Below are 18,225 nucleotides of genomic sequence, written 5' to 3' on the forward strand. Positions count from 1 at the left end.
CTAAAAAAAGTCAGGCTTGACTGTTTGTTTTGGGAGCGGCACGCTGAGGCCGTGTCCGGCACATCGACCCGCGTCCCACAGCAGGAGCGCAGCCGCGCCACCCAGACCCGGCTGCTCGAGGCCACCGTGGCCTGCCTGGTCGAGCACGGCTGGTCGGGCACCACAACGACCGTCGTGGCGACCCAGGCCGGGGTGTCCCGGGGCGCCCAACTTCACCACTACCCCACCAAGGCAGCCCTGGTCACCGCCGCGGTCGCGCACCTCGCCGAGCGGCGCGCGGAGGAGCTGCGCGCCGAGGCGAAGACCCTGCCCGCCGGTCCACAGCGGTTGGACCGGGTGGTTGACCTGCTCGCCGCGGCCTTCACCGGACCGCTCTTCGTGGCCGCCCTGGAGCTGTGGGTCGCCGCCCGCACCGACCGCGAACTACGGGCGGCGCTGGTGCCGCTGGAAGCCCGACTCGGCCGGGAGATGCACCGACTGACCGTCTCCCTGCTCGAGGTCGACGAGCGTCGACCCGGCGTACGGGAGGCGGTGCAGGCCACCCTCGACCTGCTCCGCGGCCTCGGCGTGGCCAACCTGCTCAACGACGACTCGACCCGCCGCGCCGCACTGCTCACCGCCTGGAAACGCCAACTCACCGAGCTCCTCGCCCCCTGATCCCGTCCCGCACCACCGCCGACTCCCCCGGAGGCACCATGGTCGACCTGACGGACCTGCTGACCGATCTCGCCGCCGAGTCAGCCGAACTGGACGCCCTCGTGGCGCCGCTGTCGCCCGCCGAGTGGGCCCGCTCCACGCCCGCACCCGGCTGGACGATCGGCCACCAGATCGCGCACCTGGCCTGGACGGATCACGCCGCGCAGCTCGCCGCGACGGATGCCGACGCGTTCTACGCCTCGGTCACCACGGCACCCGACCCGGCTCGGCTGGTAGACGCCGGCGCGGAGGCGTTCCTCGCCCCAGCGGCCGAGCTGCTGCCCCGCTGGCGCGCTGGCCGGACGGCGCTCGCCGCCGCCCTCGCGGCCACCCCGACCGGCGAGAAGCTCCCCTGGTACGGCACCACGATGTCCCCCGCGTCAATGGCTACCGCACGGATCATGGAGACCTGGGCGCATGGCACCGATGTGGCCGACGCCCTCGAGGTCACCCGGCCGGCCACGGCCCGGCTGCGGCACATCGCGCACCTCGGCTTCCGGACCCTACGGCACTCCTTCGCCGCACACGGTCGCCCGCTGCCGACCGGGTCGGTCCGAGTCGAACTGACCGCACCACAGCCCACCGCCGAGCACGCCGACGCGACCTGGGTCTACGGTCCCGCGGACGCCGCCGACCGGGTCACCGGGCCGGCCCTGGACTTCTGCCTGCTGGTGACCCAACGCCGGAACCGCGCCGATCTCGCCCTCACCGCGACCGGGCCGGTCGCCGAAGCCTGGCTGGACGTGGCCCAGGCCTTCGCCGGGCCACCCGGCGCTGGCCGGGTGCCGACGGCACAGGCGACGGCGTGAGCGCCCGGCTGCGGGTCGGCAACGCCTCCGGTTTCTACGGCGACCGCTTCTCCGCCTGGCAGGAGATGCTCGACGGGGGCGACCTGGACGTACTCACCGGGGACTACCTCGCCGAGCTGACCCTGCTCATCCTGGGCAGAGACCGGATGCGCGACCCCGAGCTCGGCTACGCGCGGACGTTCCTGCGCCAGCTCGAAGGGACCCTCGGCACCGCGCAGGAGCGCGGCGTCCGGATCGTCACCAACGCCGGCGGGCTGAACCCCGCCGGGCTGGCCGCCGCCGTTCGCTCCCTCGCCGAACGGCTCGGGCTCGACCTCCGGGTCGGGTACGTCGAGGGCGACTCCCTTCGCCGGCCGGACGCGCTGACCGCGAACGCGTACCTCGGGGCGTTCGGAATCGCCGCCGTGCTCGACGCCGGCGCCGACGTGGTGGTCACCGGGCGGGTCACCGACGCCTCCCTGGTGGTCGGGCCGGCGATCGCCCGGTTCGGCTGGGACCGCAACGACCTGGACGCCCTCGCTGGCGCGACCGTCGCCGGACATCTGCTCGAGTGCGGCGCGCAGGTGACCGGCGGCAACTTCAGCTTCTTCACCGAGCTGCCGGACGGTGGGCACCGGCCCGGCTTCCCCCTCGCCGAGTTGCACGCCGACGGCTCGTCGGTGCTCACCAAACACCCGGGCACCGGGGGCGCGGTGACCGTCGAGACGGTCACCGCCCAACTCCTGTACGAGGTGGGCGGGCCGGCGTACCTCGGACCGGATGTGGTCACCCACCTGGACTCGGTGCACCTCGCCCCGGACGGGCCGGACCGGGTCCGGGTGTCCGGCGTCCGGGGGACGCCGCCGCCGGAGACGCTCAAGGTCGGCGTCAACAACCTGGGCGGCTTCCGCAACTCGATGACCTTTGTGCTCTGCGGGCTGGACATCCCGGCGAAGGCCGCCCTGGTCCGGGGGCAGCTCGAGGAGACGGTCGGCAAGGAGGGGCTGGAGTTCGTCCTCGCCCGCACCGACCACCCCGACACATCGGACACCGAGACGGCGAGCGCCCTGCTCCACGTCCACCTGCGCGACGGGGACAAGGCGCGGGCCGGACGGGCCTTCTCCGCCGCGGCGGTGGAGCTGGCCCTGGCCTCGTACCCAGGGTGCACCCTGACCACACCGCCCGGCGACGCGACTCCGTACGGGGTGTTCACCGCCGACACGGTCGCACAGGACGCGGTCGAGCACGTGGCTGTCCTGCCCGACGGCACCCGCGTACCGATCTCCCCACCGCCCCGGACGCGGCCGGCCCCGCCCCCGACCGGGGCGCCGGGCTCCAGCGAGGGGCCCTCGGCGTACCCGACCCGACGCCGGCCGCTCGGAGAATTGGTGGGAGCACGGTCGGGCGACAAGGGGGGCGACGCCAACCTGGGGGTCTGGGCTCGCACCGACACGGCCTGGGCGTGGCTGCGGGGCTGGCTGACCGTGGCGCGCCTCGCCGAGCTGCTGCCGGAGACCGCCCCGCTGACCGTCGAGCGGTACGAGCTGCCGAACCTGCGGGCGGTCAACTTCGTGATCCGGGGGCTCCTCGGGCCGGGGGTGGCGGCCACGACCCGCTTCGACCCGCAGGCGAAGGCGCTGGGGGAGCTGCTCCGCTCCCGTGTGGTTCCGGTTCCGGCCGAGTTGATCCCGGAGGCGGCATCATGACGACCGTCGATACCCCGGAACGGCGACAGCTCCGCGAGCTGACCCGGACGTTCATGGCCAAGGAGGTGCTGCCGCACCTCGACGACTGGGAGCGGGCCGGCGAGGTCCCCCGGGAGCTGCACGCCACGGCCGCGACGGTCGGCCTGCTCGGCATCGGCTTCCCCGAGGAGGTCGGCGGCAGCGGCGGCGACCTGCTGGACTCGGTCGTCGTCACCGAGGAGATCATCCGGTCCGGCGGCTCCTCCGGGCTGGTGGCGGCGCTCTTCACGCACGGCATCGCCCTGCCGCACCTGGTGGCCGCCAGCGCCGGCACTCAGACTCCGTCGACCGCCGGCAGCAACCTGGTCGAGCGCTACGTCCGACCGACCCTCGCCGGGACGATGATCGGCGCGCTGGCGGTCACCGAGCCGGGGGGCGGCTCGGACGTGGCCGGACTGCGCACCACGGCCCGCCGGGACGGCGACCACTACCTGGTGAACGGGGCCAAGGCGTACATCACCAGCGGGCACCGGGCCGACTTCGTGACCACGGCGGTGCGTACCGGCGGGTCGGACGCGGGGGGCATCTCCCTGCTGGTGATCGAGAAGGGCACGCCGGGCTTCACCGTCGGGCGACGGATGGAGAAGCTCGGCTGGCACTGCTCGGACACCGCCGAGCTGTCCTTCGCCGACGTCCGGGTGCCGGTGGCGAATCGGGTCGGTGCGGAGAACACCGGCTTCCTGTCCATCATGCAGAACTTCGCCGCCGAGCGGATCTCCCTGGCCACCCAGGCGTACGCGACGGCGCAGCGCTGCGTGGAGCTGGCGCTGAGCTGGTGCCGGGACCGGGAGACCTTCGGCCGCCCGCTGGTCGGGCGCCAGGTCGTCCGGCACCGGCTGGCCGAGCTGCACACCCGCGCCGAGTCGGCCCGCTCCTACGTGCTCGACGTGGCGACGCGGGTCGCCGCCGGGGAGGCGGAGATGACCGAGGTCGCGATGGCCAAGAACGCCGCCGTCGCGGCCTGCGCCGAGGTGGTGGACGGGGCGTTGCAGCTGCACGGCGGCTTCGGCTACCTGCGTGACGCGGAGGTGGAGCGGCACTACCGCGACCAGCGCATCCTCGGCATCGGCGGCGGCACCACCGAGATCATGAACGAGATCATCGCGAAGGGCATGGGGCTGTGACCACACTCGACAGCGTGCTCGACCCGGCCGCGCCGGCCTTCCGGGAGAACCGGGAGGCGCTGCTGGCCCGGCTGGCCGAACTGGACTCCGCGCTGGACCAGGCCCGCGACGGTGGCGGCGAGAAGTCCCGTGCCCGGCAGCACAAGCGCGGCAAGCTGCTCGCCCGTGAGCGCATCGAGCTGCTGCTCGACCCGGACGCCCCGTTCCTGGAGCTGTCTCCGGTCGCCGCGTACGGCACGGACTTCCCGGTCGGCGCCAGCGTGGTCACCGGTATCGGTCCGGTCGAGGGCGTCGAGTGCATGATCATTGCCAGCGACCCGACAGTACGCGGCGGCGCGGTCAACCCGTGGTCGCTGGCGAAGACCCGGCGGGCCGGGGAGATCGCGCTGACCAACCGGTTACCGATGATCAACTTGGTGGAGTCGGCCGGAGCGGACCTCCCCACCCAGGCGGAGATCTTCATCCCGGGTGGGCGGGTGTTCCGCGACCTGACCCGGCTCTCGGCGGAGCGCATCCCCACGGTCAGCGTGGTCTTCGGCAACGCCACCGCCGGCGGCGCGTACATCCCGGGGATGTCCGATCACGTGATCATGATTCGGGACCGGTCGCAGGTCTACCTGGCCGGGCCCCCGCTGGTAAAGATGGCCACCGGCGAGGACGCCGACGACGAGTCGCTGGGCGGCGCGGCCATGCACGCCACCACCTCCGGTCTCGCCGACTACCTGGCCGAGGACGAGCGGGACGGCATCCGGCTGGCCCGGCAGTGCGTACGTCGACTCAACTGGCGCAAGGCGGGACCGCCGCCGCGTACGGCAGCCCCCCGGCCGCCCCGGTACGACCCGGAGGAGTTGCTCGGCATCGCCAGCGCCGACCTGAAGGTGCCGTTCGACCCGCGCGAGATCATCGCCCGGGTGCTCGACGACAGCGAGTTCGACGAGTTCAAGCCGGCCTACGGCACCGCGCTGGTCACCGGCTGGGGCGAGCTGCACGGCTACCCGGTCGGGGTGCTCGCCAACGCCCGCGGGGTGCTGTTCAACGCGGAGGCGCAGAAGGCAGCCCAGTTCATCCAGCTCGCCAACGCTGCCAACACTCCGCTGATCTTCCTCCAGAACACCACCGGCTACATGGTCGGCACCGAGTACGAGCAGCGCGGCATCATCAAACACGGCGCTCTCATGATCAACGCGGTGTCGAACTCGACCGTGCCGCACCTGACGGTGAACCTCGGCGCCTCCTACGGCGCCGGCAACTACGGCATGTGCGGTCGGGCCTATGACCCGCGGTTCCTGTTCACCTGGCCGAACGCGAAGTCGGCGGTGATGGGCCCGACCCAGCTCGCCGGGGTGCTCTCCATCGTGGCCCGGCAGGCCGCCGCCGCGAAGGGCCGGGAGTACGACGAGGAGTCGGACGCCGCCATGCGGACGATGGTCGAGCAACAGATCGAGTCCCAGTCCGGGGCGCTCTTCCTCTCCGGCCGACTCTACGACGACGGCGTCATCGACCCCCGGGACACCCGTACCGTCCTCGGGCTCTGCCTGTCAGCGATCCACACCGGACAGGTACGGGGCGCCGACGGCTTCGGTGTCTTCCGGATGTGAGGCGCGAGCAGCACAGTCAGGCCGTGGACGTAGCCGCGAACGAAGGAGACTGAGCGCGGATGATCAGCAGACTTCTGGTCGCCAACCGGGGCGAGATCGCTCGCCGGATCTTCACCACCTGCCGGGCGCTCGGGATCGAGACGGTCGCCGTGCACTCCGACGCGGACGCCGACGCGCCCTTCGTCACCGAGGCTGACCACGCTGTCCGGCTGCCCGGGAACACGCCTGCCGAGACGTACCTGCGGATCGACCTCGTCCTGGCCGCGGCCCGGCGGGCCGGCGCGGACGCCGTGCACCCGGGCTACGGCTTCCTCGCCGAGAACGCCGAGTTCGCCACGGCGGTCACCGACGCCGGGCTGGCCTGGGTCGGGCCACCGGCCAAGGCGATCGCCGCGATGGGGGACAAACTGGCGGCGAAGACGCTGCTCGCCGAGGCCGACGTCCCCATGCTGCCCAGTTGGACCGAGGCCGACCAGGTCAACGGTTTCCCGGTGCTGGTCAAGGCAGCCGCCGGAGGTGGTGGGCGGGGCATGCGGGTGGTCCGCGCCGCCGACGGTCTCACCGACGCCGTCGCCAGCGCCCGCCGCGAGGCGGCCTCCGCGTTCGGCGACGGCACCGTCTTCATCGAGCGGTACGTCGAACGCGGCCGCCATGTCGAGGTGCAGATCCTGGGCGACCAGTTCGGGACGGTGCTGGCCCTTGGCGCACGGGACTGCTCGATCCAGCGCCGCCACCAGAAGATCGTCGAGGAGGCGCCGGGCGTGCTCGCGCCCGAGGTGCGCCAGCGACTCCACGAGGCGGCGGTGGCCGCCGGCCGGGCGGTCGACTACGTCGGCGCGGGCACGGTCGAGTTCCTGCTCGCCCCGGACGGTGACATCTTCTTCCTGGAAATGAACACCCGCCTTCAGGTGGAGCATCCGGTGACCGAGCTGACCACCGGCCTGGACCTGGTCCGCCTGCAACTGCTCGTCGCCGAGGGCAACCCGCTGTCGATCGGTACGACCCCACCGGCCACCGGGCACGCGATCGAGGTACGCCTCTGCGCCGAGGACCCCGCCCAGGGGTACCGGCCGGCGACGGGCACCCTGCACCGGTTCACGGTCCCCGGGGTGGCCACCGAGTTCGGGCCGCTGACCGGGGCGGGCCTGCGGCTGGACTCCGGCGTGACGGACGGCTCGGTGGTGGGCATCCACTACGACTCGATGCTCGCGAAGGTGATCGCCTGGGCGCCCACCCGGGGCGAGGCGGCCCGCGCGCTGGCCGGCGCACTGGCCCGGGCCGAGCTGCACGGTGTGGCCACCAACCGGGATCTGCTGGTACGCGTCCTGCGCAGCCCGGAGTTCGCCGCCGTTGACCTCGACACCGGCTTCCTGGACCGGCACCCCGAGGTCTTCGCGCCGCTGCTCGCCCCGGAGGAGCTTCCCGTGGCCGCGGTGGCGGCGGCGCTCGCCTCCGCCGCCGGCCGTCGGGCTGCCGCCCCGGTGCTGGCCGGGCTCCCCTCGGGCTGGCGCAACGTGCCCGCCTTCACGCAGGTCACCCGCTACGCCGAGCCGGACGGCGGGGAGCTGGAGGTGCGCTACCGCCTGGACCGCCGCGGCGCGCTCGTCGAGTGGTCGGTGGCATCGGGGGACGGCTCGTCCGCCGCCGACGACGACGCCGCGCCGGCCGGCGAGGCGCCGGCCCTCGCTCTGCGCGAGGCCCGCCCCGATCAGGTCGTCCTGGACGTCGCCGGGGTGCGGCGAACATACCGGGTACACCGGGTGGGCTCGGAGATCTTCGTGGACGGCCCGGACGGCGCGGTGGTCCTGGCCGAGCTACCGCGCTTCCCGCTGCCCGGCGCGGAGCTGGCGGCCGGGTCACTGCTCGCGCCGCTGCCCGGCACGGTGACCCGGGTGCAGGTCGAGCTCGGCCAACGGGTCGCCGCCGGTGACCTGCTGCTGACTCTGGAAGCGATGAAGCTGGAGCACCCGGTGCTCGCCCCCACCGACGGCGTGGTCGCCGAGCTGCCGGTACCCACCGGCGGCCAGGTCGAGACCGGCGCGGTGCTGGCCGTGGTCAACCCCGACGAGGAGGCACAACCATGAACTTCGACCCCACCCCCGAGCAGGAGCAGCTCCGCGACGCCGTACGGGCGCTGGGCAAGCAGTACGGCCACCGGTATTTCGTGGAGAAGGCCAAGGCCGGCGAGCACACCACCGAGCTGTGGAACGAGGCCGGCGGGCTCGGCTACCTCGGCGTGAACATCCCGACCGAGTACGGCGGCGGGGGCGGTGGCATCACCGAACTCGCCATCGTCTGCGAGGAGTTGGCCGCGGCCGGCTGTCCGCTGCTGCTGCTGGTGGTCTCCCCCGCGATCGTCGCGACAGTGATCAACCGACACGGCACCGAGGAGCAGCGCAAGCGTTACCTGCCCGGCATCGCCGACGGTTCGCAGCGGATCGCCTTCGCGATCACCGAACCGGAGGCCGGCTCGAACTTCCACCGGCTCGGCACGGTGGCCCGCCGCGACGGCGACGACTGGGTGGTCTCCGGCCGCAAGTGCTACATCTCCGGCGTCGACCAGGCGGGGCACGTACTGGTGGTGGCGCGGACCGAGGACGCCACGACGGGCAAACTCAAGCCGGCGCTGTTCGTCGTACCGACCGACGCGGCCGGACTGACCTGGTCCAAGCTGGACATGGAGATCCTCTCCCCGGAGAACCAGTTCCTGCTCTACCTGGACGAGGTACGGCTGCCCGGGGACGCGTTGGTCGGCGAGTCGCTGGACGCCGGCCTGCCGGCACTCTTCTCCGGGCTGAACCCGGAGCGGATCACGATCGGCGCGATGAGTGTCGGTTCCGGCCGGTACGCGCTCGAACGTGCCTCGGAGTACGCGGCGACCCGGAAGGTCTGGGGTGGGCGGTCGATCGGCTCCCACCAGGGGGTGTCGCATCCCCTGGCGCACGCGGCGGTGCAGGTGGAGCTGGCCCGGCTGATGGTCCAGAAGGCGGCGGTGCTCTACGACGCCGGGCGGGACCTGGAGGCGGGGGTCGCCGGCAACATGGCGAAATACGCCTCGGGGGACGCGGCGGCGCTGGCCGTGGACACGGCGATCCAGGCCCACGGCGGCGCCGGCATGACCACCGAGTACGGGGTGGCGACGCTGCTCGGGGCTTCCCGGGCCGGGCGGATCGCCCCGGTCAGCCGGGAGATGATCCTGAACTTCGTGGCCCAGCACGTCCTCGGCCAGGAGAAGTCGTACTGACCTCGGGCCACCGCGCGGCGACCAGCACGGCACCGACACGTGCCGTGCTGGTCAGCACCATCCGCGAACCGTCTGCCCTGTCGCCAACGGTCACGGTCTGAGGTCCGGGTGCCGCCGCGCGGTCCCGGACGCGGCGGACAGCCGGGCCAGCACACCTGCCGGATCGTGCACGACTCGGTGCCCGTCATCGACGACCCGGTGTGTGCCCGCGTCGACCGGTTCGGTGTCTGCCCAGCTCATCGGCGCGACGCCGCCGAGTAGAGCGGCCGAACACGAAGGCGCACCAGTTGCCGCTGCCGTCTGGCGGCATCATCACAAGCCAACGAGGCTCCCCGCCTCACTGCCGCGTTTCGGGCGACAACCGGGACCAGCCGATGAAGCGTCGGTGCAGCGCGCCAGGGGGCGTCCCGGGCAGGTCCTCGGCGGCCTGCACCAACAAGGCGCCGAGGTAGAGCGCCAACGACACCGGCATGTTCGCGTACTCCGCCCGGAGCTCCCGCTCCCGGGTAGGACAGGGCCAGAGCAGACCGCAGCCGCCGCAGCTCCAGATGCGCGGAACCGGGCCGTGGGTGGTCACCGCACCACGCCCAGGAACCGGGCGACACTCGCGCGCGCCTCCCGGCGGGTCGCCCACTCCACCTGCCAACACGGATACGGCACCAACCGCGACCACCACGCCCGACAGCCAACACACATGCCGTCGGGCCCCCGGAGATGCGCCGCGAGGATCGTCCGCTCCTGCCTGTCACCCACTAATCCCCTCCGCTGGCCAGTGGCCGCGATTGATCGGAATTCGGTGTCGGGCACGGCACGGAAGTTCTCCGCCGCACTGGCAGACCCGCCGCCAGCGCCGCCAACACCAGACCGGCCGATGCCGGCGCGCAAGAGTCAGCGCGACCGCCAAGACGTACTCGTCATAGGTGACTCGCCTCATCGGCGCATCGCTCGTCTCTGAGCCATGGACTGTCGTGCCAGCCAAGATGAAAGGCACACAGCCACCTCCTCACTCCGCAGCTCTAGGAGGGTGGATGCCCGGCCGCACTGGCAGCGTCAGACATCCACACCAGCGAGGACGGTTCACAGGCGCCAACCAGGGGAATCGACCTCTTCAAGCAAGCTACCACAGGTACCGTTGGGTAGTCAAGGGCTGACGTAGGTGGTCTACTCGTGTTGCCAACCGAGGGGAAACACCGTGCCACCGCGTTACCGCTACGAGCAGATCGCTGACGACCTCACCGAACGCATCGAGTCCGGCGAGTTTCCGCCCGGCTCCAAGCTCCCCAGCCGGCGAGAGCTGATCGAGCGCTACGGGGTCACCGAGCCAGTGATAGACCGCGCCATGCAGGTACTGCGAATCAAGGGGAAGACCGAAACACTGCCCGGCGTAGGCGTATTCGTCGCTGATTAGGACACAGCTCGGGTGTTACGGATTCGCGACGGGCGAAGCCGACAGCACCGCGGCCAGCCGCACCGTTGGCGGCGTCCCACGGCCGTCGCACGATCCCCCATGGTGATCCGCACATGGCTGGCAGCACGTGATTGCCGGCGGGCCCGTTCCCACCACATGCCGGCAGGAACGGGCCCTCCAAGCCCAACGCAATCAGGCCGCTATCCGACGCAGCCGGGCACGTTGACGCAGTTGTTTGGCCGATTCTTGACGACGACGGTACCGGTGGCCGTGTTCAGGTTCACTGTTCCGCCCGAGTTGAGGATGCCCCCGCCGGTACTGATGGCGATGTTCTTGATGACCTTCGTGTTGGTGAGCGTGACCGTGGCGTCGGCGGCGATGTTGAAGATTCCGCCACCAAACGTTGCCTGATTGGCCGTGATGTGGGTGTTCCGCACATCGACTGTGGAGGCGAAGGCGATCGCGGCGTTGACGATACCTCCACCATTCAGACTGCCGACGTTGTGCGCGATTGTGCTGTCCGCGACGGTGGCCACGGTCGCAGCGTTGAGGGCTTGGAGGCTGAGGCCGCCGCCCTGAAGGGTGGCGGTGTTGTTGGTGACTGTGACGTGGCGTAGGGCCAGCATTCCCCCCTCCGCGAAGACCGCGCCGCCGTTGCTGGCTCTGTTACCGGTGATGGCGGTGTCGGTGACGGTGACGTTCGCGTTGAAGCCGCCGGCACCTCCACCAGCGTCGCCGGCGTGGTTACCGCTGATGGTGCTGCCAGTCACGACCGTGGTGCCGCCGGGGAAGCTACCGACACCTCCACCGAACCCGCCCACGACGGCGTTGGCCATGTTCGCGGTGACGGAGGACTTCTTGATGGCGAGTTGACCGGTGTTTCCGATGCCTCCAGCGGCGGTTGCCGCAGTGTTGCGGCTGACGGTGGAGTGTTTGATGGTGGTGATGCCGTTGTTGGCGATACCGCCGCTGCTTCCGCCGCCGTCGCTGCCAGCGATGTTGCGGGTGACGGTGCTGTGGTTGGTGGTCAACGCTCCGCCGGCGTTGACCAGGATTGCTCCGCCGTCGCCGTCGGTCTGTCCACCCGTGACTGTCAGGTGGTTGAGGGTGAGGTCACCGCCGGTGCCGACGGTGACAATGCGGAACTCCTCCACACCGGCGGCGCGTTTGATGGTGGTGTGCTTGCCGCCGTTGAGGGTGATGGGGGCGGTGATAACCGGCAGGCCGGCGCCCTCGTCGATGGTGGCGGTGAGCAGGTAGGTGCACTTCTTGGCGAGGTCGAGCACGGCACCGCCGCGGGCGTTGGCCAGGGTGATCGCGGCGATGAGTTTGTCCGCGTCACAGGGGACCGGAACGCCCTTCGGCTTCGGCTCCTTCTTTCCCTTGCCCGTGCCGGACTCGCCCCCGCTACGGCGCTCGTCGGCGGAGGGCCGCTCGTCGGCAGAAGGCCGCTCGTCGGCGGAGGTGAGCGGGCGTCCGGCCGCCTCCGCGGCCGGGACGGCGACACCCGTGGTGGTGAGAGCCAGGCCGGTCACCCCGGCCAGCCCCACAGCCCACCACCGCCACCGTGATCCCCGCCGGCCCTCGTCGGGGCGGACCGGTTCGTACCCCCGGGTATGGTCCTGATGGTTCATCGCGATCTCGGTGTCCTTCCCCGTGAACGGCGAGGAACTCCGCCACCCCGAGGGCAGACCGGGTGGTGTTCCTCGGCTACCGGAGGCGGTAGCAACCATCCCGAGCTAAACCCGAAGTAAGCCTCACAAGGACACTAAACCGACTTAAACCCCCAAACGTGACATAGGTCTCTTAAACCTACATCCCTGGCTATCCGACCGGCCGGAGCACGTGGTTGTCCGGACAGCGTGCCACGACCGGCTAGTGAGACAGTTCTCCTGCGACAGACGGTACGAGATCGGGTGCGCCCCAGCCGTCGGGAACCGACAGCCCGGCCTTCCGCCGCGCCATGATGGCGGCGCCGACCTGTGCTGCCTGGGCGCCGAAGGCGGAGCGCAGCACCGGGGGTGGAGGCCGCCAGGCGAGGGCGTCGCGCATCGCCTCGCGCACCGGGTCGAGGAAGAGCGCGCCCGCCTCGGCGAGCCCACCTCCCAACACGACGCGGGCCGGGTCGAGGGCCAGGGTGAGGGTGGCCAGGGCGGTCCCCAACGCCCGGGTCGCGTCGTCCCAGACGACGCGGGCGTCCGGATCGGTGCCCACCGCGTCGGCGATGGCTTGGCTGTCCCACTCCGACCCGCCGACGCGCCGGGCATAGCGGCGGGCCATCCCACCGGCCGAGGCGTACACCTCCAGGCATCCCCGCTGCCCGCAACTGCACTGCTCCCCGCCCGGGTAGACCGGCATGTGGCCGACCTCGCCGGCCGCGCGGGTCGCGCCGGCCAGCGGGACGCCATCCACCACCACCGCCGCGGCGATACCGGTGCCCAGAGGCAGCAGCAGGAAGTTGTCCAACCCGACGGCCGCGCCCGCGGTGGCCTCCGCGACGCCGGCTGCCCGCGCGTCGTGCCCGATCGCCACGGGCAGTCCGAGGTCGCCGCTGATGAGGGCGCGCAGTGGCACGTCACGGAGGCGGAGGTTGGCGGCGTACCGCACCACTCCGTCCCGCTCGTCCACGAGGCCCGGCGTCACCACGCCGATCGCGACGGGTGTGCTGCCGAGGGAGAGCGCGTGCTCGCGCAGTTGGCGGCACAGGGACCGGATCGCCATGACCGGGTCGTCATCCGCCTGTGACGGCACGGTCAGTGAACTCAGGAAGCGGCCGCCCTCGCCGACGACGGCCGCCTTGATGGTTGTCCCGCCGACATCGACGGCGAGAACGCAGTGGCCTGCTGGCGGGGTCACGCCGCTCACCCGCGCACCACGGCGAGGTCCGCGCCGAAGTCACGGTCCAGGGGGAACATGGGCCGCTCCACATTCTGGTACGGCAGCCGCGCGAGGTCCTGGTCAACGCCGCCTGGTGTGAGGGCGAGCAGCCAGTCTCCGGCGGCGGAGAACAGTTCCGGCTCCAGATAGCCGATCTTCACCACGACAAGGTCCACCTCGTCGACCCGGACCCCCAGCCGGGCGTACGACGCCAACAGCCGGTACTGCATCCGGCGGGACGTGACGAAGACGCTGAGCCCACCGACCCGTACGCTGACGCAGCGCCCGCCGTCGGGGTCGTCGGCGACCGCCTCCAGGATCCCGTCGAGTTCGATCGGGCCCGGGGGCCGGGAGTCCACCCGCCCGCCGACTGCCACCCGGACCGGGGAGCCGACCGGTTGGTCCGCGACCTGCGCCACCGCCTGCGGGTCGACCAGCGAGGCGAACACGGCCCGCCGGGAGCCGTCGCGGATCTCGGGGCGGGCCAGCATCCGGTCGAGGGCGAAGGTGACGTCGTCGGCGCCGCCGGCGCCCGGGTTGTCACCGGAGTCGCTGATGAAGAACGGCCGCTTCGCCCGATCGGCGACGGCGGCCAGGGCGGTGTCGAGGCACTCGTCCATCGAACCGGTGGGAGCGACGAAGGTGAACTCGTCGCGGACCGCCCAGAAATGCCCGCCCAGCTCGCGGGCCGCCTCGGCGGCGACGGTGGCGTCGGTGCCGGTGACGACGACCGCGCCCTTGCACCGTGACTGGTCGGCCCAGGCGAACCCGACCCAGATCGCCGCGTCGATCACGCCCTCGCGGGCCTCGATCTCGGAGATCCGCGCGTAGAGTCCCCGTGCGGGTTCATCGCGGGTGCTGGTCATCTCGCCGGGTAGCAGGATCGGCACGTGGACCAGCGCCTTGTGCGGACGCCGCTCGCGGCGTAGCGCCTCGATAAGGTTGCGCGCGGCACGCTCCCGGGTTTCCCACACGTCGACGTGCGGGGCGGTGCGGTAGCAGGTGAGCAGGTCACAGGCGTCGAAGAGCACCGACGAGACATTGCCGTGCAGATCCATCGCCGTCGAGATGTACGGCTCCGGCCCGATCACCGATCGGATGGCGGTGACCAGGTCGCCCTCCGCGTCGGAGCGGCCGACGACGCTCATCGCGCCGTGAATGTCCAACAGGATGCCGTCCAATGGGCCGACCGCGGCGAGCTTGTCCACGATCTCCGTGGCCCATTGCTCGTACGCCGCGGCGTCCACGGCGCCGCCGGGCAGGGCCCGGGCGTGCACGAGGGGTATCCATTCGACGTCGGCGGCCCACGGCTCGGTGGGCGAGAGCCAGGCGTATCGCGACAGCAACGCCTCCTCCCGGGTGACCTCGAAGTCGTCGGCGGTGCTCAGGTGGGGGGAGAACGTGCTGGATTCGATGTGAATGCCGCCGATGGCGACGCGGAGGGGGCGAGGCACGGTGGTTGGGCTCCTCAGGTGGGTCGTACGTCGACGGTCGTGCGTAGCAGGTGCCCGAGGCCGATGAGGGCCGCATTCGAGCCCGCGCCGCTGGCTTCGATGGTCAGGGACTGGGTCATGGACGGTAGGCAGCGTTCGTAGAGCATGCTGCGGGTCGCGGCCACGTAGACGTCGAGACTGGACAGCGCACCGCCGATGACGACGGTGTCGGGGTTGAGGAAGTTGACCAGACCGGAGAGCGCCACGCCCAACAGTCCACCAGCGTGGCGCACCATGGTCACGACGGTCGGGTCGGCGTCGCCGACCGCCGTGATGATCTCGGGGACAGTGACCGCCGAGGAGCCCTGCTCGGCCAACTGGCGGGCCAGGGCGGCACCGCTGGCGACGGTCTCCAGGCAGCCCTGGCTGCCGCAGGAGCAGTGCCGCTCGCCGCTGTCGGCTACCCGTACGTGGGTGACGTCGCCGCTGAGTCCGCGCCCGCCACGGTGGATCTGTCCGCCGGTGACCAGGCAGGCACCGATGCCGGTGCCGGCCTTGACGTAGATCATGTCGCCGGTTTCCTGACGCCGGGTGACGTACTCACCCATCGCCGCCGCCTTGGCGTCGTTCTCGACGATCACCGGCACCTGGAAGTGATCGGTGAGGTGTGCGCCGGCGTCGACGCCGCTCCAGCCGGGCATCCGGGCCGGGCCTACCAACCGCCCTTCCGGGAACCCCACCGGGCCCGGGAGGGCGAGGCCGACCCCGAGCAGCACCTGATCAGGTGTGGTCGCCGCCAGGAGCCGCGTGAAGGTGGCTCCGACGACGGCGAAGACCTCCTCAGGCCCGGCGGCGATGTCGATCGCCACTTCCTCGGTGGTGCGCAGTCCGCCGCCGGGCGTGCACAACCCCACCCGGGCGTGTCTGCCGCCGAGTTCCGCGACGGCGAGGACTCCCTTGGTCTCTCGCAGGCGCAGGATCCGAGGGGGCCGCCCACCGGTGGAGCGGCCCATGCCCTCCTCGGCGAGGACGCCCTCCTCCAACAGCCGGCGCACCATGGCGGTGACGGTTGACGGGGCGACCTGCAAGGCCTCGACGAGGTCGGCGCGGGACGTGGCCGCACCTCTGGAGAGCAGGTCGAGAGTCTGGTCACGCAGCGTGGCGGAGATCGGTGGCTCCAAGTTGCCTCTCCCTTGGTCGGGTGGTTCTCCGGCGCCGCCCCAGTGTGTCGCAGCTCAAAGTCGGGGGTGGACTCCGGCCGGCCACGCGAGAAGTTCGGCCAATCCTTCGGGCGACTTTGATCGTACCTCGGCCAAACTTCGTGAATGAAGTGGGTAATTTTCGTTGACGTACCGCTTCCACCTGGATACATTCTTCGAGTTGATCGCCGGGGCAGCGCCCGGCGGGGGCGCCTGGCAAGCCGTCGGCGCCCGGTGACGTAGGGCACGTGCACATCAAACGAGGAGACTCATGACGAGCAGATTTCCCGGCCGCGCCCTGCGTGGCGCGGTGGCGGCAGCCGCCACGATCGCCCTTGGGGCGGGTCTGGTCGGCTGCGGTGACAACAGTGGATCCAAGGACGGCGGTAGTCAGGGCAAGGACACCGTGACAGTCGCCTTCCGTACCCCCAACTGGATCCTGCCGATCTCGGCACCAGGCTTCACCCAGGGGGAGAACGCCATCTTCGGCCAGGCGCTCTACCGCCCCCTCTACCAGTACCGGCTGGACGGCACGGCGCAGTACAACATCGACCCAGAACGCTCGATGGCCGAGCCCCCGCAGGTGAGCGACGACGGCCGCACGCTGACGATCACGTTGAAGGACAACTCCTGGTCCGATGGCACGCCCATCACCACCAGGGACATCCAGTTCTGGTACGACCTGGTCTCGGCGAACAAGGACAAGTGGGCGTCGTACCGGGCCGGCGGCTTCCCCGACAACGTTGACGCGTGGTCGATCAAGGATGAGAAGACCTTCTCGATCACCACCACGGAGGTCTACAACACCGCGTGGTTCGTCGACAACCAGCTCAACCGCATCACGCCCCTGCCCCAGCACGCCTGGGACAAGGACTCCGCGACCGCCGACGTGAGCGACCTCGCCAGCAGCCCGGAGGGCGCCAAGAAGGTCTTCGACTTCCTCATCGCCGCCTCGAAGGACCCCAAGACGTACGACTCCAACGAGTTGTGGCAGGTCACCAGCGGCGCGTGGACGCTGGAGAAGTACGTGCCCAACGGTGAGGTCACCCTCGCCGCCCAGCCGAACTACTCCGGTACCGACAAACCGAAGCTCTCCACGGTCGTGTTGCGGCCGTTCACCAGCGATGACGCCGAGTTCAACGTGCTCCGCGCCGGCGACATCGACTACGGGTACGTGCCGCCGGCCAACATGTCCCAGAAGAGCTACCTCGAGTCCAAGGGATACACGATCTCACCGTGGTACGGCTGGTCGATCACCTACCTCCAGCTGAACTACAACAACCCGAAGTCCGGCGTGCTGTTCAAGCAGCCCTACCTTCGGCAGTCGCTGCAGATGCTCATCGACCAGCCGACGATCAGCAAGGTCATCTGGTCGGACACCGCCGCGCCGACCTGCGGCCCGGTACCGGCCAGGCCCGGCACCAACACCGACGCCGCCGGGTGCGCGTACTCCTTCGATCCGGCGAAGTCCAAGGAACTGTTGGAGAGCAACGGCTGGAAGGTGACCCCGGACGGGCAGACCACCTGCCAGTCGCCGGGCACCGGCCCGAACCAGTGCGGTGAGGGAATCGCCGCCGGCACACCGCTCGAGTTCACGGTGACCAGCCAGACCGGGTTCGCCGCCACGACCAAGATGTTCGCCGAGATCAAGTCACAGATGGCCAAGCTCGGTATCCAGCTGACGATCAAGGAGGTGCCCGACTCGGTCGCGGTCACGCCGACCTGTGAGCCGACCGAGGCGAGCTGCTCGTGGGACATGTCCTTCTTCGGCTCGCAGGGCAGCTGGTACTACCCGGCCTTCGCCAGCGGCGAGCGGCTCTTCGCCACCGACGCCCCGGTGAACCTGGGCAGCTACAGCAATCCTGAGGCGGACAAGCTCATCGAGGCCACTCAGTTCGCTGGCGACGAGAGCGCGCTCATGGCGTACAACGACTTCCTGGCCAAGGACCTGCCCGTGCTCTGGATGCCGAATCCGGTGTACCAGGTCTCGGCGTACCGCTCCGGCCTGCAGGGCGTCGAGCCTCAGGACCCGATGAACCTCATGTACTTCCAGGACTGGTCCTGGGAATAGCCCGCTGATCGTCCCGGCCCCGGCGACGCACCGTGGTGCGTC

At 70.9% G+C, this 18,225-nt stretch carries 14 protein-coding genes and 2 pseudogenes; 9 read left to right on the top strand and 7 right to left on the bottom strand.

The window, feature by feature from the left end; all coding sequences use genetic code 11:
* Window positions 1-51 precede the first annotated feature (51 nt).
* Genes STROP_RS21805 through STROP_RS21835 form a run of 7 tightly spaced genes read left to right on the top strand, consistent with a single transcriptional unit; the run spans window position 52 to window position 9,195 of the window.
* Window positions 52-657: a TetR/AcrR family transcriptional regulator gene (locus tag STROP_RS21805; RefSeq protein ID WP_012015515.1), complete on the top strand. Its 606-nt coding sequence runs from the start codon at window positions 52-54 to the stop codon at window positions 655-657.
* A gap of 38 nt (window positions 658-695) precedes the next feature.
* A complete protein-coding gene (locus STROP_RS21810) occupies window positions 696-1,505 on the top strand; it encodes a TIGR03084 family metal-binding protein (RefSeq protein WP_012015516.1) in 810 nt (269 codons plus the stop codon).
* A complete protein-coding gene (locus STROP_RS21815) occupies window positions 1,502-3,190 on the top strand; it encodes an acyclic terpene utilization AtuA family protein (RefSeq protein WP_012015517.1) in 1,689 nt (562 codons plus the stop codon). The genes STROP_RS21810 and STROP_RS21815 overlap by 4 nt, the downstream gene beginning before the upstream one ends.
* A complete protein-coding gene (locus STROP_RS21820; protein WP_012015518.1) occupies window positions 3,187-4,353 on the top strand; it encodes an acyl-CoA dehydrogenase family protein in 1,167 nt (388 codons plus the stop codon). The genes STROP_RS21815 and STROP_RS21820 overlap by 4 nt, the downstream gene beginning before the upstream one ends.
* Window positions 4,350-5,951 (top strand): acyl-CoA carboxylase subunit beta, encoded by a 1,602-nt coding sequence (locus STROP_RS21825; RefSeq protein ID WP_012015519.1) that lies wholly within the window; start codon window positions 4,350-4,352, stop codon window positions 5,949-5,951. The genes STROP_RS21820 and STROP_RS21825 overlap by 4 nt, the downstream gene beginning before the upstream one ends.
* Window positions 5,952-6,010: 59 nt before the next feature.
* Window positions 6,011-8,035 (top strand): acetyl/propionyl/methylcrotonyl-CoA carboxylase subunit alpha, encoded by a 2,025-nt coding sequence (locus STROP_RS21830; protein WP_012015520.1) that lies wholly within the window; start codon window positions 6,011-6,013, stop codon window positions 8,033-8,035.
* Complete coding sequence (locus tag STROP_RS21835; protein ID WP_012015521.1) at window positions 8,032-9,195, top strand: acyl-CoA dehydrogenase family protein; 1,164 nt, start codon at window positions 8,032-8,034, stop codon at window positions 9,193-9,195. The genes STROP_RS21830 and STROP_RS21835 overlap by 4 nt, the downstream gene beginning before the upstream one ends.
* Before the next feature lie 90 nt (window positions 9,196-9,285).
* Here STROP_RS21835 and STROP_RS24935 read toward each other — a convergent pair.
* The 3 genes and pseudogenes from STROP_RS24935 to STROP_RS26235 all read right to left on the bottom strand — a co-directional run.
* Window positions 9,286-9,447 (bottom strand): annotated as a pseudogene (locus tag STROP_RS24935) (nucleotidyltransferase domain-containing protein); the annotation flags it as partial.
* Window positions 9,448-9,532: 85 nt separating this feature from the next.
* Complete coding sequence (locus tag STROP_RS21840) at window positions 9,533-9,772, bottom strand: hypothetical protein (RefSeq protein WP_028570139.1); 240 nt, start codon at window positions 9,770-9,772, stop codon at window positions 9,533-9,535.
* A pseudogene (locus STROP_RS26235) lies at window positions 9,769-10,190 on the bottom strand (hypothetical protein). The gene STROP_RS21840 and the pseudogene STROP_RS26235 overlap by 4 nt, the downstream one beginning before the upstream one ends.
* Before the next feature lie 161 nt (window positions 10,191-10,351).
* Between STROP_RS26235 and STROP_RS21850 the strand changes: the two are divergent.
* Window positions 10,352-10,603, top strand: a complete 252-nt coding sequence (locus tag STROP_RS21850) for a FadR/GntR family transcriptional regulator (protein ID WP_012015523.1) — start codon at window positions 10,352-10,354, stop codon at window positions 10,601-10,603.
* Between the two features lie 200 nt (window positions 10,604-10,803).
* Here the strand turns inward: STROP_RS21850 and STROP_RS21855 are convergent, their stop codons facing one another.
* The 4 genes from STROP_RS21855 to STROP_RS21870 all read right to left on the bottom strand — a co-directional run bounded on the left by STROP_RS21855 (window position 10,804) and on the right by STROP_RS21870 (window position 16,094).
* Window positions 10,804-12,237 (bottom strand): hypothetical protein, encoded by a 1,434-nt coding sequence (locus tag STROP_RS21855; protein ID WP_012015524.1) that lies wholly within the window; start codon window positions 12,235-12,237, stop codon window positions 10,804-10,806.
* Window positions 12,238-12,478: 241 nt separating this feature from the next.
* Window positions 12,479-13,468 (bottom strand): ROK family protein, encoded by a 990-nt coding sequence (locus STROP_RS21860; protein ID WP_018829726.1) that lies wholly within the window; start codon window positions 13,466-13,468, stop codon window positions 12,479-12,481.
* A complete protein-coding gene (locus STROP_RS21865) occupies window positions 13,465-14,934 on the bottom strand; it encodes a M81 family metallopeptidase (protein ID WP_012015526.1) in 1,470 nt (489 codons plus the stop codon). Before STROP_RS21865 ends, STROP_RS21860 begins: the two co-directional genes overlap by 4 nt.
* A 14-nt stretch (window positions 14,935-14,948) precedes the next feature.
* On the bottom strand, window positions 14,949-16,094 hold the full coding sequence (locus STROP_RS21870; protein WP_012015527.1) for an ROK family transcriptional regulator: 1,146 nt from the start codon (window positions 16,092-16,094) through the stop codon (window positions 14,949-14,951).
* Window positions 16,095-16,383: 289 nt separating this feature from the next.
* Between STROP_RS21870 and STROP_RS21875 the strand changes: the two genes are divergently transcribed.
* Window positions 16,384-18,183: a peptide ABC transporter substrate-binding protein gene (locus STROP_RS21875; protein WP_012015528.1), complete on the top strand. Its 1,800-nt coding sequence runs from the start codon at window positions 16,384-16,386 to the stop codon at window positions 18,181-18,183.
* The last annotated feature ends 42 nt before the right edge of the window (window positions 18,184-18,225 follow it).

Source organism: Salinispora tropica CNB-440 (assembly GCF_000016425.1).
Classification (GTDB): Bacteria; Actinomycetota; Actinomycetes; order Mycobacteriales; family Micromonosporaceae; genus Micromonospora; species Micromonospora tropica.

Excerpts from the sequence above, each read along its gene's own strand:
- STROP_RS21810 (WP_012015516.1), top strand. The coding sequence starts at position 696 with ATGGTCGACCTGACGGACCTGCTGACCGATCTCGCCGCCGAGTCAGCC.
- STROP_RS21820 (WP_012015518.1), top strand. The coding sequence starts at position 3,187 with ATGACGACCGTCGATACCCCGGAACGGCGACAGCTCCGCGAGCTGACC.
- STROP_RS21830 (WP_012015520.1), top strand. The coding sequence starts at position 6,011 with ATGATCAGCAGACTTCTGGTCGCCAACCGGGGCGAGATCGCTCGCCGG.
- STROP_RS21835 (WP_012015521.1), top strand. The coding sequence starts at position 8,032 with ATGAACTTCGACCCCACCCCCGAGCAGGAGCAGCTCCGCGACGCCGTA.
- STROP_RS21855 (WP_012015524.1), bottom strand. The coding sequence starts at position 12,237 with ATGAACCATCAGGACCATACCCGGGGGTACGAACCGGTCCGCCCCGAC.
- STROP_RS21875 (WP_012015528.1), top strand. The coding sequence starts at position 16,384 with ATGACGAGCAGATTTCCCGGCCGCGCCCTGCGTGGCGCGGTGGCGGCA.